Genomic DNA, 16217 nt, shown 5'->3' on the forward strand with positions numbered 1-16217 from the left:
CTTTTGGCGGTAGCTTTGGTTAGAATATAAAGAGGATCAGTTCTCCTAATAAACTTCTTTAAAGTTTATTAGGGGTGACCTATTACTCCAGTAGTGCGTATGCGACATGTTGAAAAGCAACGCATCCGATGGTTAACCATAGGGGAAGCAAATCGTTTACTCAAGGAATTGCCTTCACATTTAAAAGATATGGCGGACTTTAGCTTATCTACTGGATTGCGTGCTTCAAACGTTAGGCTCTACCCCAAAAAAGGGGGCATTTTAATCAAGTTAGTCTAGACTAACCCTTTGATTTGACGGTCAAAAGGAAAATTTGCTACATACTCCTTTTTCAATTTTGGTAAAACACTCGTAAGTACTTGATTTAATGGCGCGCCCGGAAGGATTCGAACCTCCGACCCCCTGGTTCGTAGCCAGATACTCTATCCAACTGAGCTACGGGCGCGTTGATTGGCGGAGAGAGAGGGATTCGAACCCTCGATGGGATTTCTCCCATACTCCCTTAGCAGGGGAGCGCCTTCGACCACTCGGCCATCTCTCCAATCAATGGTTGCGCAGTATATCAGGTATTTTAATGTCGTCAATACACGTTGTAAATTAATTGAAATCTTATTTGGGTAAATAAAGATAAAAAGATCAATATGCTTATAAAAAATGCAAAATATTTCCATGGGCAAAAAACTATGTTAATACCATTAATAAAATTAACTTTTGTAGTTGCTTATGTGGTATACGGATATCTTACAGTATCAAGCTAAAAAAATTTGCAAGTCAAATAAGAAAATGGCTGAGCGATTTATTACTCATTTAATTCATTTAGTAGAAACACAGTGGGATTATGAATTTGAATTAATGGCAGTACTAGGTTTTATTAAGGATTTATATTTGTTTGCAGAAAACAATCAATATCGGGATATTTCTTTATCTGAGTTTTCTAGAGTCTGTATGGGGTTACTTATTCTTCATGTGAAGTATGCTGATGACTATGTTGTTAAGGTGAGCGATTTTATTCCTTTGTGCAAAGATGAAATCATATTTACAGCTATGGATATGCAAAATGAGGTAAACGAATTAACAAGCAGTATCCACACAAAAACTCCATTAAAAGAGACGGAGCAGTCATTATTATCCAGAAATTTGCAGAAGCCGTTTGTTTCTACGCCGGATAAAGTTCTTTTAAAAATATTAATCGGAATTGAAAATGAAGTATTTTGGAATCTTGATCATAATGTATCTGTGAATGTAGACCAATTAATCATTGTATTTCGTATGTTAATAGCAGAGACAAGTGATCCTCATCAGTTTGTTTCCCAATTATTATTTCTTCTTGAGGCACTAGAAAAAGAAGATGAAAAGTTTGATGAATTTATTTTCGAATTAAGAAAAAATGAGGAAGAGTTATTACCTCAGGTAATTCATGAAATATGTTTACGACTCGAAGAGTATCTGAAAAACACAAAATCCCACTTAAATTTACATTTTTTTTGTTGCTTCGTATCAGCATCCACGCATGTTCATAGGCGAGATATTAGTGAAATAGTCGAAAAAATTAAGCAAAAGGAATTAAAAGACGTTGATAGTATTCTTGAAAAACTATATGAAATTGAAATTATTAATCCAAAGGATAAACTCATTGATACAATACAATTTTTAGAAAGTAAGTATCAAACTCATGTTTGTCAAATCTAATCAAAGCTTGACATAAAAACTTCTTTTATACTAAATGATCTTATCCTCTCAAGCTGGGGCTAGCAGCGTTTATATTAAGTTCACTATGAAATCAGTTTGATTCATAAATTCTCATTCCCTTTCGTTAATTAGAGAAATAATGAATTATTATGGATTGGTTTGTACTAAATTTAATATATGAGGCCCTTTTTATTCAAGTAGTTGGTTTCATTTATTTTTTATTGAATGTTTTATAAAATTTCCAAATTTTCATGTTTACTGCTACTCTTTAACATTCATAAATCGGGTTAATATTGAATTAAGAAAATATTTCTCGTGTCATGCCTGCTTTTGAGAAGATGATAAATGTGATTGCCGTGACATGAACACAGATAAATAAGGAGGCTCAATGAAACAGCAGTCAAATTTAAACGGTCGGGATGTTTATGTTGTTGATGGAAATCGAACACCATTTCTTAAAGCCAAAGGAATAGGTCCTTTTTCTGGATCCGATTTGGCTGTAGCTGCAGGTATAACATTATTAAATCGACAGCCGTTTTCTCCAACAGAACTGGATGAGGTAATTATTGGCAGTGCTATGCCTGGTCCTGATGAAGCCAATATTGCTCGTGTAATTGCCTTGCGTTTAGGTTGCGGCGATAAAGTTCCTGCATTTACTGTAATGAGAAACTGTGCTTCTGGTATGCAAGCTTTAGATAATGCAGCAATGCAAATTGCTAATGGTCGCAGTAACTTAGTTCTTGCTGGTGGAACTGATGCGATGAGCCACGCTCCTTTATTATTTAATCAAAAAATGGCCTCTTGGTTGGCGAGTTGGTATGCCTCCAAAAGTATTGGCCAAAAATTAGGTCTTGTAACTCAATTTAGACCTTCATTTCTTGCTCCTGTTATTGCATTACTTCGTGGACTTACAGATCCTATTGTTGGTATGAATATGGGGCAAACAGCTGAAAAGGTTGCTTATCGATTTAATATTAATCGTGAGCAAATGGATGAGTTTGCTTGTCAGAGCCATATCAGATTGGCTCAAGCATATAACGAAAGCAAAATGACAGAAGTATCGCCTATTATTGATTATAAAGGGCATGTTTATGCCCAAGACGATGGATTAAGGGCGGATTCGACAGTAGAAAAATTAGCTAAACTTAAACCTTTTTTTGATAAAAAATACGGGATGGTAACTGCAGGCAACAGTTCTCAAATAACTGATGGGGCATGTTTATTATTGCTTGCTAGTGCCGAGGCAGTGAAAAAATATGGTTTGTCCGTTATTGGAAGAATTGTAGATTCACAGTGGTCTGCTCTTGATCCTTCTCAAATGGGACTTGGTCCAGTGCATGCTGCAACGCCAATCTTACAAAGACAAAAATTAAAACCGAATGATATGGATTGTTGGGAAATTAATGAAGCATTTGCTGCACAAGTTCTTGGGTGTGTTGCAGCTTGGAACAATGATGATTATTGTCGTACTCAATTAGGTTTAGATAAAGCGTGGGGCGGGCCTACATTAGACAAGTTAAATCGTGAAGGTGGTGCAATTGCGGCTGGACATCCAATAGGTGCAAGCGGAGCTAGAATTGTATTACATGTATTAAAATCATTAGAGCAAAGAAATGAGTCGCGAGGTATGGCCTCTATTTGTATTGGTGGAGGACAGGGTGGGGCAATGTATCTTGAAAGAGTGACTGAGGTGAAAGGACATGAATAATTATAAACATTGGGAGTTGCAACAAGACAGTGACAATATCCTATGGTTGGGTTTAAACAGATTAGATACTACTGTAAATAGCATTAATGAAGAAGTATTAGACGAGCTGAATAGTTTGCTTTATGAAATTTCACAAAATAAGAATGCTATAGGCTTAATTGTATATTCTACCAAGGAAAAAGGATTTATTGCTGGCGCAGATGTTAATGCTTTTTCTAAATTTGAAACACCAGCGCAAGCGGTAGATTTCTTACGAAAAGGACAAGCCGTATTTGCTAGGATACAAGCATTAACCATTCCTAGTATTGCTATGATCGATGGATTTTGCATGGGCGGGGGGTATGAGTTAGCTTTAGCGTGTACTTACCGTGTTGCTAGTGATGAAAAAGATACTCGAATTGGTTTGCCTGAGGTAATGCTTGGAATACATCCTGGTTGGGGCGGTTCAGTGCGTTTACCGCAGCTGATAGGAGGTTTTAATGCCTTATCACAAATTATTTTAACAGGAAGTGCTGTTTCTTCTGCAAGAGCAAAAAGCTTAGGCATGGTTGATGAGGTGGTACCTGTTCGCCAGTTAAAACGAGCAGCAGTTTATTTTATTAAAAACAAACCCGCGAAGCACAAGCCCTCATTAATACAGGGGATTACCAATAATACATGGGTGAGAAAGCCTCTTGCTGCTTTAATGCGTCGTAATGTTGCTAAACGAGTCCGTAAAGAACATTATCCAGCACCTTACGCCATTATTGATTTATGGGAGCATGAAGGAGGCATAGGAGATAGAGCCTATTTAAAAGAAATAGATTCTGTAGAACATTTAGTATCCACAGGAATTACTTCAAAAAATCTAATCCGGGCCTTTACTTTGCGTGAACGATTGAAAGGCTTTGCTAAAGGAAGCGATTTTAACGCGAAGCGAGTACATGTTATTGGCGCAGGAGTGATGGGAGGTGATATCGCTGCCTGGTGTGCTTTGCGTGGACTTAAAGTCACTTTACAAGATCAGACATATGCTCAAATTGCCCCAGCGATTGGGCGTGCCCATGCTTTGTATAAGAAAAAATTACGCAAACCTAGATTGATTCAAGCCGCAATGGACAATTTAATCCCTGATCCAGAGGGCTATGGTATCGCTCGTGCTGATGTAATCATTGAAGCTGTTTTCGAAAATCTTGCAGTCAAGCAAGAAATTATAAAAAAAGTCGAAAAATTTGCTAAAAAGGATGCCATTATTGCTACGAATACATCGAGCATTCCATTAGATGAAATGAGCAGTGTCATGGATGATCCTAACCGTCTTGTGGGAATCCATTTTTTCAATCCAGTGTCAAAAATGGACCTGGTTGAAATTGTAAGTAGTGCACAAACATCTAAAAAGGTTGAGCTTAATTCTTGTTCGTTTGTCAATCAAATCGGTAAACTTCCATTGCCTGTTAAGTCCAGTCCAGGCTTCTTAGTCAATCGAGTGTTAATGCCTTATTTGATGGAATGTGTTCAATTATTGGATGAAGGCTATAGCGCCGAAACAATTGATGAAGCAGCTTTAGCTTTTGGTATGTTTATGGGACCAGTGGAACTGGCAGATACGGTCGGTTTAGATGTGGGTTTGGCTGTAGCTGAAAATTTAACGGGACATTTTGGCGGTGCTGTTCCCCAGAAGTTACGTGATATGGTTAAAGAAGGCAAACTGGGGCGTAAGACTGGCCAAGGGTTCTATCACTACAAAAATGGTAAAGCAATTAAAAAACAACCAACTGTTGCTACAGATGCTCATATTGCAGATCGATTAATTTTGAGAATGGTAAATGAGTCAGCTGCTTGCTTACGTGAAGGAGTTGTTGCTGATGCAGATTTACTTGATGCAGGTATGATTTTTGCTACAGGCTTTGCCCCATTTCGTGGAGGTCCAATGAATTATGCTAAGGATTTTGGGACAAATAATCTAGAAAAACTATTTAAGACTTTAGAGTCAAAATATGGTGAACGTTTCAAAGTAGACGAGAGCTTATAAGCTCTCTTGTTGAATAAGCATAACTAACTTGGGTGAAGCAAAGGGTTGAACTTAGGAAGATCATGATAAAATATAGAGTTCACTTTGTGCCACCCAAATATGTTTTTGAGTATGATTAAGAATGTACTTAAGCAAAAATAGACTATTTTTTTTGTTTTTTTTACAAATCGTTGGGCTTTTTATCACCGCTCATGCAACTACATTGGTTTTGCCCACTACAGGAGATGTAGTAGGTGAGCCCCAATATACCCAGACTGAAGGTCTTGAAACCATTGACGAAATAGGGAAACGATTTGATGTAGGATACCATGAGTTAGTTAGAGCTAATCCACATATTGATCCAAGACATACTTTAGCCGCTAATTCACGGCTAATTATTCCCTCCCAGTATATTTTGCCCCATGTTCCTAGAAAAGGAATCGTAATCAATTTGGCAGAATACAGACTTTATTATTTTCCCGAAAATGAAAATGTAGTACTTACTTTCCCTATTGGTATAGGACGTAAAGGATGGAAAACTCCATTAGGAGTGACCAAAGTTGTTGCTAAAGCAGCTAATCCTAAGTGGAGGCCAACAAAAAACCTGCGCGCGGAGGCTGAAAAAAATGGTGATTTCCTTCCAGAAGAATTTCCTTCAGGCCCATATAATCCATTAGGTCAATATGCTTTACGATTAGGATGGCCTACATTCCTAATTCATGGTACTAATAGACAAGATGGAATAGGTACTCGTGTAAGCGCGGGATGCATACGGATGTACCCTGATGACATTGAACTTTTGTTTCGCTCAGTCCCAGTCGGCACACAAGTAAGAATCATTAATCAACCTGTAAAAACAGGTAAACAAGATGGCCAATTGGTATTACAAGTATATCCAATACTCAGTGAGCAAAGTAACATACAGTTACAGACTGTACTAGAAAAACAATTAGAGGGGTTGAATCAAGCGAACGGGAGCAATAAGGTTATTCAAAATGAGCTTGCTTTTCCATCAGGATTAGTGCGAAAAATATAAGATATGAATGATATAAATCTTGAGGGATATTGTGTAATCTTGTTATTTTCAAGAGTCTCTCAAGATAGTACGGTCTCTTATAATGTTGTTCTCTGTTTTACATTGATTAAAAAAATAGTAACTTATCCATAAAACAATAAAACTACCTATGATATCGGTTATATAATGCCATCCCAAAAGCACACATGATGCGATTAGAAACAAATTAATCACAGATAAAACAATCCATAAGATTTTCCAATCTCGAACTAAGTTCACACATAATATTGCCCAAATGGCGTGAAAAGAGGGAAGCGCAATAAGACCACCATCATTTGTAGTAGGAATAATATAATGATGAATCTGTTCAAACTTAAGGCCAGTGGCTATTTGTGAAATAGAAAAAAGACTACTGTTTAAAATACTTGCAGGAGCAGTAGTAGGAAAAAAGTAATAAAATGAAAATCCAATTAAGGTTGTGCACAATAAATAGAAGTAATATTCACGAACGAGGTGAAAGTGACATGTAAAAATGACAAATAAGGGTAAAATGCTCATCTGATAGGTTAGGCTATCATAAGTTACACCAAGGAGGTATTTAAACTTTGGGTGGTTATTAGTCCATGCCACAACGGATTCCATAGGAAAATGTAAATAATTTTCAACATCAACAATGGATGGGTCTATTGGGGGGAAGGGAGTTAACTGCACTGCATTGGTTGCTAATGCAATCAAACTCATTACACCAAACAAGTAAAGAAGTTCTCTGCCAATTTGTCTGAATTTGCTCCCTTTTTTAAAATAAAGCATTAATCCGAAGTTGAAAAGAAATAAAACCGTTGCTAGAAAGGGAATACCTTCTGGGAAGTAATTATTTCCCTTATATTTAAAAAAATAATGATTTATTAAAAAAGCAATAGAGGATAAAAACAGCATTAGTCCAGCAAGAATGTTAATTGGCCGTGATGATATTGGATTCATTGAGTAATTAATCGACTGTATCTAAAAGTTGTTTCTGTTTAATTGCATGAAAAATTTCTTCTCTGTGCACATTTACTGATCTGGGAGCATCGACTCCAAATTTGATATTCCCTGGCTCTTGTGTTTTAAAAGCTAAAATTTTGACAGATGTTTTACCGATATGAATCATTAAAGGTTCTTCAAACTGAAGAGAAATTATATCCATTAAAAACCTCTATAATTTTTGATTAAGTTGATTGTAAGTCCATAATATTTATCTTGTGCACGGTAACCTAATTTATGGATATTTACCACTACAAATTGAGGTAAATGGATAAAAAAAATTTATATTATAGTATTAAGCGACAAAATTTATGAATTTCTATTTTTTATGCAGCTTGTGATTGTAAGAGCTAGTTAAAATGGTTATAATTGGCAGCTTTTTTTAAAACCTTGCCTTACTGTTGTTGAATACAGAAGGCTTTTACCCATAAGGAGAAATCATGAGACATTATGAGATTATGTTTCTTGTGCACCCTGATCAAAGTGAGCAAGTGCCTGCAATGGTTGAGCGCTACGAGGGGATCATTAGTAAGCACAATGGAGTAATCCACCGAAAAGAAGACTTAGGCCGTCGTCAATTAGCTTATCCAATTAGTGATGTACATAAGGCACATTATATTCTTATGAATATTGAGTGTAGTCTTGAAGCTCTGGAAGAGATTAAAAACGCATTCAAATTCAATGATGCAATCATCAGAAATTTAATTACACGTCAAAAACAAGCGATTACTACTGAGTCTGTTTTGATGAAGAAAGAAAAAGAAACCAGAGCAGCTTAAGAGGAGTCTTATTTTATGTCAGCTTATTTTCGTAGAAAAAAAATGTGTCGCTTTAGCGCAGAAGGCGGCAATGAAATTGATTATAAAGATATTAGTTTGTTAAAAAATTACATTTCCGAAACAGGGAAAATAGTGCCAAGTCGTATTACTGGTACACATACTCGTTTTCAACGACAGTTAGCAAGAGCAATTATGCAAGCTAGATTTCTTGGTCTGTTGCCATATTGTGATAGCCATAAATAAAATCAAATGAATCGAGCAGGTAATTTTATATCAAAACAATGTACGGCAATGCTTGAAAATAAGCAGTATGCAATTGTTTGTGCAGTGATTTGCTCAGTATTGCCATTTGTATCTTGGCTTTCAGTTGCTTTAGTTTGTCTAGTAACTTTAAGAAAAGGTGCAAAATCTGGTTTTGATGTATTATTACCTGCATTAGTTATTCATTCTGTCCCATTGATGATGTTGGTACCATTATCCGGTGCTTTAATTAATACTCTTATTACTTATATGCCCAGTTATTTTGCAGCGTTATATTTGCGGAAAACTGGCAAATGGCAAATGGCATTTGGGGTGTTTTTCATACAAGCATTTTTAGGATGTTTGCTTCTTCAACTTTTAGCGCCTAATTTTATTTTGGGGCAATTTGAGCAATTTAAAGTGCTCATTATGCAATATCAGGAGCTCGTTGAAAGTTCTCTTGATGGCATGAATTCATCAATCTTAGCACAATTGTTTTTCGGCGTTCAGATGTTAAGTGTAATTATTTCATCAGTAATGTCGTTGATGGTTGCTCGCGCAATCCAGGCTAAATTGTTTGTGCCTGGGGGGTTCAAGAATGAGTTCATGACATTTCGAAGTAGCAAATTATCGTTTTTAGTATTTTTGGGAGTTTCTCTAGCTTCTTATTATGAAATTCCTTTAGCTATTAACGTTCTTCCTTTGGTACTTTGTTATTTTGTACTCGCCGGATTCACTTTGGTTTATTTTATTTTTTCTCGTAAAGGCCAGATTAGTATATTCATTTTATTAATGTTATTAATATTATTGAAGCCAACTTTTGTACTGTGTATTTACATTGTCCTTGGTTCATTAGATAGTTTGGTTAATTTTAGAACATACCTCCCGTCAAGGGTAGGCGAATCAATTTAAGGGGTTATTGAGATGGAAGTTATCTTATTAGAAAAAGTGAGAAATTTAGGTAACCTAGGTGATAAAGTTAATGTAAAAGCAGGTTATGGTCGTAATTTTTTAATACCACAAAATAAAGCTGTTTTTGCTACACCTAAAAATATTGAAATATTTGAGCAACGTCGATCAGAACTTGAAAAGAAAGCACAACAAGCTTTATCTACTGCAGAACAGCGTGCTTCTAAGTTTAATGATACTCATATAGTTATTAGTGCTATGGCTAGTGACGAAGGTAAATTATACGGTTCTGTTGGTGTTAATGAAATTAAAGATGCTTTGACTGAAAAAAATATTGAAGTAAGCAAACGTGAAATTGTAATGCCAGAAGGTCCTTTGCACTCAATTGGTAATTTTGTTGTTGAAATACACGTTCATAGTGATGTTATTGCCAACTTAAGCATTGAAATTGTTCCCTCTAAATAGAAGTCTTTTTATTATCGTGTAAAGCAAAGCAGGGTATAGATATTTAAAAATACCCTGCTTTGCTTAAAAAAAATATAAAAGTAACTTGCGCAGTTCTGTATAAAAATGCACTCGTACAAATGCCAAAAGAGCATAAGGATGCAAAGCTTAATGTTCAGGTAATGGAATCAACTTAAGCATTAACAGTACTTATCTAAATATATAATTACATTTAGGTTTTTGTCTAACCCTTCAATATCCCAAAGGCGCTAAGTAGGTCAAAAAATCATCGAGTATGCAAGATGTACGCTACTATTTAGTGTATCTTACGAGAAATTTTTTTTAAGGCTTATTGTTTATGCAGGTTTCTAATTCAGGTAGGAACTAAAACATAAGAATCCTGTATAGAGCAATTAGGGCTAGTGCTGTATTTAAACCAGCCCAAATATAAGCAGGGTGTTGTCCTTTGTGTCCAGCATAATAAGAATAAGTGGCAATAAATGTGCTACCAGAAAAAAATATCCATTGATTATTATAGGCTAGTCCTATTGAGAGAAAAGCAATTCCTAAAATTCCAAATACTAGAAAGATTTTTATCTTGCCAAATACAAAATAGAAGGCTAATAGCTGGGTACAGAGTAATATAGGCAGAAAAAGTTGGATATATGGTCCGATTCTCAGAATAATTGCTAAGTGTCCTGCGATAAGAATAAGTTCAAGTGCAATATAAAAAAACAACCTATAGTAAATTGCTGTCGCAAGTAATGTTACAGCGCCAGCAATATAATAAACATGGGATGGTTTTTGAGTAGTTCCAAATAATATAATAAGTGTGCCAAACCATCCCAATAGGATGAATAGTTTTTTAAGCACAAATCACCATTTTAAATAAATTCCTTTTGCTACAGACTCTTGGATAATTGCTCCTTGTGGTTTATTAAATGAAATCCAATAATTTCCCATGTTACTGAGGGCGAATTTTACTCTTGGATATTGACATACATCTAATACATCTTGACAAGGTACAAGAATGGAGTTGTCATCATTGCGTTTATAGCATTTAAAGTTTAAATTTTTAACATCAGAAGCAAATGCCCCCCAGTTCATTGGATCTAATGTGGCATGTAAAGGAGGACTCATAAAAGCTTCTTCGGTATTTAAACGTTCTAGTTCAATTTTACTATCAGAATGATTTTGTATTAAATAATAGGACTGATTACCAGTCTCATTTAAAATTAAATAATTTTGATTGTATCCAAAACCTGTGACCTCACACCCTCTTGGGAATGGTCCTGCAGCCTCTACTGAACTAACTAGTATCAGAGAGAGAATTAGAGATTTATTTATTTGATGCAACAAAAACATAACGACCTCAATAAGTAAATTTTTGGGTTATTTTAATCATAAAAAAATCAAAGTCTATCCTTCAGCAAAAGAAGTTTATTCTCTATGTGCAGTAATTTTTGCTTTAATCAATGGATAATAAGTCCTATAAAAGCTTAAAAATAAATACATTGTAACATATGCCATAGAGAGGCTAAGACAAACAATATTGGGATTAGGATAGCTTATAAGTAAACAAATAGAGCTTATAGCATAAATAATAGAGCAAACATGCATGAGTATTTTTAATATCTTTGACTCTGTTAAGTAATCCAGTCTTGAAGGATAAACGTATTTTACAGGCACAAAAATAAGTATAGAAAGAATGAATAATATTATGGCATTAGTAGTTGCAGAAGTATTAAATATAAACATGTATAAAATTGCTACATTCCAATAACAGGGAAATCCTTTAAAAAAGTGATCTGGTGTTTTTGCATCTGATTGACAAAACTGATAAGCAGAGGTAATGGTCACTGCAGCAATCAGAAAAACAGAATATTGTGAAGGGAGCATGTCGGGTTTAACTAATAAGAAAAAACATGGAGTAATAACATAATTTAAATAGTCAACAATGTTATCAAGCAGAGCTCCGTCGATCTGTGGTAAGATTTTTTTAATCTCAACAAGACGCGCAAAACTTCCATCAACTGCATCTATAACTACCGTGATTAGCATGAGCCACAAAGCAAAAATATATTCATGTTGATACATTTTTACCAACGAAAAAACACCAATACACGCGGCACTTGCTGTAAAGACATGCACTGACCAAGCAGCAATGTATTGTAATGGATGGAATTTCAATTTGCTTAAATTCATCAATTATCCTAGGGTTAATAGAAATCCATTATTTAAAAAAGTATTCTTCTAGAAACGAATTTAGAAGATAATAAATAAGTCTATTTAATATTAATTGACTACTACTTTTTTATAATAAAGCGTAAAAACATAAAAATAGTATCAATAATCAAAAGTAGTACGCAAGGAGAGTTGTTAACTTTGAGTTAAATATACTTTTATTTGTATGGAGAGATAATGAAAATTCAAACAATAAATCCCACAACAGAGCAAGTTTTGCAAAGCTATGATTGTCTGAGTACGGAAGAAATTCATGAAAAATTGAATAAAGGTCATGAAGCCTATTTGTCATGGAAACGAACATCGTTTAACAAAAGAAAATCATTGATGCTAGAACTTGCACAGCTTTTAAAAAATAAAACTGACGAGCTTGCACAATTAATAACTAATGAAATGGGAAAGCCAATTACCGCAGGTAAGGCGGAAATTAATAAATGTGCTTGGCTATGTGAGCATTATGCTGAACATGCAGAAGAATATCTTGCGCCTAAAGTTGTTCAAACTGAAATGAAAAAGGCCAAAGTATGCCATTTACCTTTGGGAATAGTCTTCGCTATTATGCCTTGGAACTTCCCATTTTGGCAGGTATTTCGTTTTGCGGTTCCATCATTAATGGCGGGGAATGTCGCAGCTTTAAAACATGCACCTATTTCAACAGGTACAGGAAATAAAATAGAGCAACTTTTTTTAGAGGCAGGATTTCCGCCACATGTATTCCAACATTTAATCGTTGATAACGATGGAGCAGCTAAAGTAATTGAACATCCATCTGTTATTGCTGTAACTTTGACTGGCAGCGGGCGAGCTGGAAGTGCTGTTGCAGGACATGCAGGAAAATTTTTGAAGAAATCTGTTTTAGAGCTTGGTGGAAATGATCCTTATTTGGTGCTGGAAGATGCTGATCTTGATTTGGCTGCAAACTGTATTGTTAATTCACGATTAAATAATTCAGGTCAAGTTTGTATTGCTGCTAAGCGCATCATTGTTTTAAAATCTATTGAAAATGAGTTAATTCAAAAAATAATGGATCAAATAGCTGGATTTAAAATGGGAGACCCACTTCATCCAGATACTAAACTTGGTCCTTTGGCTCGTTCGGACTTAAGAGATAGCTTACATTTACAAGTAGAAAAATCACTGAAACAAGGTGCTAAATTATTGCTTGGTGGTATAATTCCTGACGGTCAAGGATATTTTTATCCACCAACTTTGTTAACTAACGTAACACCAGGCATGCCTGCTTTTGATGAAGAGTTATTTGGGCCTGTTATTGCTATTATTTCGGCCAATAATGAAAAAGAAGCCATAGCCTATGCCAATCAAAGCCAATATGGTTTAGGTGCGGCTGTGTTTACCCGTGATTTAGAAAAAGGGGAACGTATTGCGACCTACGAAATTGATGTCGGGGTATGTTTTGTCAATGCTTTTGTTGCATCTGACCCTAGGTTACCATTTGGTGGAATAAAAGAGTCTGGCTATGGTCGTGAATTATCAAAAGACGGTATATTAGAATTTGTTAATATCAAAACCATAGCAATTAGTAACTCTTAATGGTAGAGATTGATAATTACTCTTCGACAGGATGAATTATCAATATGCTTGAGTAAAATATAATTTTTGAGCCACTCTTATCTCTTGTCAATGCAATGAGGTATGAGTGGCTGGTTATTTATTAAACAATAATTCTCGCTGCAGGGCAGAGGCAAAATCGACGAGGTAAAGCAATGTCTTATAAATTTGAAGAAGGTAAAGATGTATTAATTGAAGCCATTGTAGATAAAATTAAAAGCTCTATGATTGGTGAGCAAGCTGAATTCTGCGCCGAATTTGCCAAACAGTTATACGGTACTGTGGCTATGGAAGATCTTAGCGCATGGAATCTGGATGATCTTTATGGTGCTGTAGTTAATTTTTGGTCCTTGATTAATGAGCGTGCCCCACATGAAACAAAAATAAGAATTTATAATCCAGATTTTGAACGACACGGTTGGCAAACGACACATACTGTGATTGAAGTGGTTTGTGATGATATGCCTTTTCTAGTTGACTCAATTCGTTTGGTAATCCATAGAATGGGACTGTCATCTCATTTAACAATTCATATGGGTGGGATTCGTGTTAAAAGAGATAAAGATAATAAAGTTTGTGAGATTTTACCGCGTAATCAATTGACCGCTGAAAAAGGAGTACTTCATGAGGCTCCTATATTTCTTGAAATTGATCGACAAACCGATCCTGAAATGCTTGAGCAATTGCATAAAGGATGCGAAAGAGCACTTGAGGATAATAGAGTCGTTTTTGAAGACTGGGAAAAAATGCGCGCCTCAGTTCGCGAGGCAATCGCTGAGATCGATAAAGTTTCTTCAGTGCTTGACATGGACGAAGTGGAGGAGACTAAAGCTTTTCTACATTGGATTGAAGACCATCATTTTACTTTTTTAGGCATGCGAGATTATGAGCTTGTGCAAAAAGGGAAAGAAACAGTTTTACAAGCAATACCTGATACAGGATTAGGGCTTTTGCGTGAAAGCGTTACAAAATCAATGACGCGTAGTATTTCTGCAATGGCTCCTGAAGCGCGAGAATTTTCTTTATCCCCCCGTATTTTAGTGACCTCAAAAACCAATACATTGGCAAGCGTACATCGTGATGCTTATACCGATTACATAGGTATTAAGCGTTTTAATGCAGAAGGAGAGGTTATTGGAGAGCGAAGAATTATTGGCTTGTATACTTCAGCTGCTTATCATACTAACCCCAAACAAATTCCATTTTTACGCCGTAAAGTAGCGCTCATTATGGAAAATTCTGGGCTTAATCCCAGAAGTCATGCAGGTAAAGTTTTATTAAATATTCTTGAGACGTTGCCGCGCGATGATTTAATTCAGGGAACTGAAGATGAAATTCTCGAAATTGCAATGGGTATTTTTTACATGCAAGATAGAAAGCGTATTCGTTTGTTTGCGCGAATGGATGTTTATCATCGTTTTGTTTCATGTCTGGTGTATGTTCCTAAAGAAAGGATCAATACAGAATTAAGAATGACCATGAAAAAAATTCTTGATGATAGTTTTAACTCGATTGAGACCACATATTCGCAACAGTTTACAGAATCAGTGTTAGCACGTGTTCATTTTATTATTAAAATTAACCCTCAATTGCCTCTTGAATACGATTTAAAAGAAATTGAAAAGAAACTGATCGAAGCGGGGCGCTCATGGGCGGATGATTTGCAAACTCATTTATATGAGTCATACGGAGAGGAACAAGCAAATTGTTTGTATGCTCAGTATAAAAATGCATTTCCCATTGCTTATCGTGATATGTTTTCTGCCAGAACAGCAGTCTATGATATTAAGCATATTGAAATGCTTACGCCTGAAAACTCTTTAGGAATTAATTTTTATAAGCCTTTGGATGAATCGGAAAATAGTTTTAGATTAAAAGTTTATCAACATGATTCGACAATTCCACTCTCTGATGTTTTACCTATATTGGAAAAATTAGGGCTTCGTGCAATTAGCGAGCGCCCTTATCCATTAAAATTTGATGACGGTACGATTACTTGGATTAATGATTTTGCCATGCAATATAATAAATCCACTGAGTTCGATCTTGATGAGATTAAAGATTTATTCCAAAATGCTTTTGCTAAAGTTTGGTTTGGTGAAGCTGAAAATGATGGATTTAATCAGTTAGTTTTAGCAGCAGGCCTCAATTGGCGTGAGGTAGCTGTTTTACGTACTTATGCTAAATATTTTAAGCAAATAGGCATTACCTTTAGCCAAGATTATATGGAAATGGCTTTAAATAATAATGTTTCTATTGCTAAAAAATTAGTAAAGTTATTTGAGATTCGTTGTAATCCGACTGATGCTCCTAATCGGGAAGATCGCTTTACTGATTTGTCCATTGAAATTTTAGCTGATCTTGATGGAGTATCAAATCTAGATGAAGATAAGATAATTAGACAATACATTCATGCTATTAGCGCAACACTTCGTACTAATTTTTATCAAATAAATAAAAATAATCATCATAATCCTTACATTTCCTTGAAACTGAATAGCAAAATCATTCCGGGTGTACCCAAACCACATCCAATGTTTGAAATTTTTGTTTATTCGCCTCGTTTTGAAGGAGTTCATTTACGTTGCGGTAAAGTGGCTCGAGGCG

15 protein-coding genes, 2 tRNA genes and 1 pseudogene are annotated in these 16217 nt (G+C 35.4%); 11 read left to right on the forward strand and 7 right to left on the reverse strand.

The genetic code is table 11. The annotated features are described in order from the left end of the window. Positions 1-87 precede the first annotated feature (87 nt). Positions 88-234, forward strand: a pseudogene (locus tag Lsan_RS06550) (site-specific integrase); the annotation flags it as partial. 134 nt (positions 235-368) lie between these two features. On the opposite strand, the gene Lsan_RS06555 reads toward Lsan_RS06550, so the two are convergent. Together Lsan_RS06555 and Lsan_RS06560 are read right to left on the reverse strand one after the other, a co-directional pair. Continuing rightward, positions 369-445: transfer RNA gene (locus Lsan_RS06555), tRNA-Arg, on the reverse strand. Between the two features lie 6 nt (positions 446-451). Next, positions 452-541 (reverse strand) — tRNA-Ser (locus Lsan_RS06560). 182 nt (positions 542-723) lie between these two features. On the opposite strand from Lsan_RS06560, the gene Lsan_RS06565 reads away from it, so the two are divergent. The 4 genes from Lsan_RS06565 to Lsan_RS06580 all read left to right on the forward strand — a co-directional run bounded on the left by Lsan_RS06565 (position 724) and on the right by Lsan_RS06580 (position 6423). Continuing rightward, positions 724-1689, forward strand: a complete 966-nt coding sequence (locus tag Lsan_RS06565) for a DUF5617 domain-containing protein (protein WP_058513713.1) — start codon at positions 724-726, stop codon at positions 1687-1689. A 388-nt stretch (positions 1690-2077) separates the two neighbouring features. Next, positions 2078-3397, forward strand: coding sequence for an acetyl-CoA C-acetyltransferase (locus Lsan_RS06570; protein WP_058513714.1), 1320 nt, complete (start codon positions 2078-2080; stop codon positions 3395-3397). Continuing rightward, positions 3390-5408 carry a 3-hydroxyacyl-CoA dehydrogenase NAD-binding domain-containing protein gene (locus Lsan_RS06575; protein ID WP_058513715.1) on the forward strand — a complete coding sequence of 673 codons (2019 nt, stop codon included), beginning with the start codon at positions 3390-3392 and terminating at the stop codon, positions 5406-5408. Before Lsan_RS06570 ends, Lsan_RS06575 begins: the two co-directional genes overlap by 8 nt. Before the next feature lie 121 nt (positions 5409-5529). After that, positions 5530-6423, forward strand: coding sequence for a L,D-transpeptidase family protein (locus Lsan_RS06580; protein WP_058513716.1), 894 nt, complete (start codon positions 5530-5532; stop codon positions 6421-6423). 48 nt (positions 6424-6471) lie between these two features. On the opposite strand, the gene Lsan_RS06585 is transcribed toward Lsan_RS06580, so the two are convergent. Together Lsan_RS06585 and Lsan_RS06590 are read right to left on the reverse strand one after the other, a co-directional pair. Next, positions 6472-7383, reverse strand: coding sequence for a phosphatase PAP2 family protein (locus tag Lsan_RS06585; protein ID WP_058513717.1), 912 nt, complete (start codon positions 7381-7383; stop codon positions 6472-6474). 7 nt (positions 7384-7390) lie between these two features. Beyond that, entirely contained in the window at positions 7391-7588 is a 198-nt protein-coding gene (locus tag Lsan_RS06590; protein ID WP_058513718.1) for a carbon storage regulator, read from the reverse strand. A 277-nt stretch (positions 7589-7865) separates the two neighbouring features. On the opposite strand from Lsan_RS06590, the gene rpsF reads away from it, so the two are divergent. From rpsF to rplI, 4 genes are read left to right on the forward strand one after another with little or no spacing between them, the layout of a single operon-like run. Beyond that, positions 7866-8204 (forward strand): 30S ribosomal protein S6, encoded by a 339-nt coding sequence (rpsF, locus tag Lsan_RS06595; RefSeq protein ID WP_058513719.1) that lies wholly within the window; start codon positions 7866-7868, stop codon positions 8202-8204. Between the two features lie 15 nt (positions 8205-8219). After that, positions 8220-8447, forward strand: a complete 228-nt coding sequence (gene rpsR / locus Lsan_RS06600; RefSeq protein WP_058513720.1) for a 30S ribosomal protein S18 — start codon at positions 8220-8222, stop codon at positions 8445-8447. Positions 8448-8453: 6 nt separating this feature from the next. Beyond that, positions 8454-9356 (forward strand): hypothetical protein, encoded by a 903-nt coding sequence (locus tag Lsan_RS06605; RefSeq protein WP_058513721.1) that lies wholly within the window; start codon positions 8454-8456, stop codon positions 9354-9356. Positions 9357-9368: 12 nt separating this feature from the next. Next, a complete protein-coding gene (gene rplI, locus Lsan_RS06610; RefSeq protein WP_058513722.1) occupies positions 9369-9818 on the forward strand; it encodes a 50S ribosomal protein L9 in 450 nt (149 codons plus the stop codon). A gap of 363 nt (positions 9819-10181) precedes the next feature. Here rplI and Lsan_RS06615 read toward each other — a convergent pair whose 3' ends face one another. From Lsan_RS06615 to pcsA, 3 genes are all read right to left on the reverse strand, one after another. Beyond that, positions 10182-10670 (reverse strand): hypothetical protein, encoded by a 489-nt coding sequence (locus Lsan_RS06615; protein WP_058513723.1) that lies wholly within the window; start codon positions 10668-10670, stop codon positions 10182-10184. A gap of 3 nt (positions 10671-10673) precedes the next feature. Then, positions 10674-11162: a hypothetical protein gene (locus Lsan_RS06620; protein WP_058513724.1), complete on the reverse strand. Its 489-nt coding sequence runs from the start codon at positions 11160-11162 to the stop codon at positions 10674-10676. A gap of 75 nt (positions 11163-11237) precedes the next feature. Continuing rightward, on the reverse strand, positions 11238-12002 hold the full coding sequence (gene pcsA / locus Lsan_RS06625) for a phosphatidylcholine synthase (protein ID WP_058513725.1): 765 nt from the start codon (positions 12000-12002) through the stop codon (positions 11238-11240). 216 nt (positions 12003-12218) lie between these two features. Between pcsA and Lsan_RS06630 the strand changes: the two genes are divergently transcribed. Next, positions 12219-13592 (forward strand): NAD-dependent succinate-semialdehyde dehydrogenase, encoded by a 1374-nt coding sequence (locus Lsan_RS06630; RefSeq protein ID WP_058513726.1) that lies wholly within the window; start codon positions 12219-12221, stop codon positions 13590-13592. 173 nt (positions 13593-13765) lie between these two features. Continuing rightward, positions 13766-16217: NAD-glutamate dehydrogenase domain-containing protein (locus Lsan_RS06635; RefSeq protein WP_162265593.1), on the forward strand; the 2452-nt coding region annotated here is incomplete at its 3' end.

The sequence above is a fragment of the Legionella santicrucis genome (assembly GCF_001468135.1).
GTDB classification, from domain to species: Bacteria; Pseudomonadota; Gammaproteobacteria; order Legionellales; family Legionellaceae; genus Legionella; species Legionella santicrucis.